Genomic DNA, 393 nt, shown 5'->3' on the forward strand with positions numbered 1-393 from the left:
GAAACGTTCCGGTTCGGTCTGCTTGGCCAGCAGCGCCGTGGCAGTGATCGGACCAATGCCACGCACCGTCATCAGCCGTTTCGCTGCCTGGTCCGCATTGGCACACGCTTCCAGACGCTCGGTCAGCGCTGTGATGCGCTCGCCCAGTCGCCTCCACTCGCTCAGCATCTCGTCGATCAGCTCACGCAGCAGATCCGGCAAGGGCTGGCTGGCGTCTTCCAGTACCCGGGGGACACCTTGGCTCAAGGCCGCCTCCCCCTGAGCCAGGGCGATGCCCTGCTCCAGCAGTAGCCCACGTATCTGATTACCCGTGGCCGTACGCCGCCGCACATAGCCACGCCGAATCCGGTGGCAGGCCTGCATCGCCAGCGCCGCGACACTCTTCACCGGCAC

Annotated in this window: 1 pseudogene; it reads right to left on the minus strand. The window is 66.2% G+C overall.

What is annotated here, in order from left to right:
* A pseudogene (locus tag DK254_RS05705) lies at positions 1–393 on the minus strand (IS110 family transposase); the annotation flags it as partial.

The sequence above is a fragment of the Pseudomonas sp. RW407 genome, from assembly GCF_003176655.1.
Taxonomy (GTDB): Bacteria; Pseudomonadota; Gammaproteobacteria; order Pseudomonadales; family Pseudomonadaceae; genus Pseudomonas; species Pseudomonas delhiensis.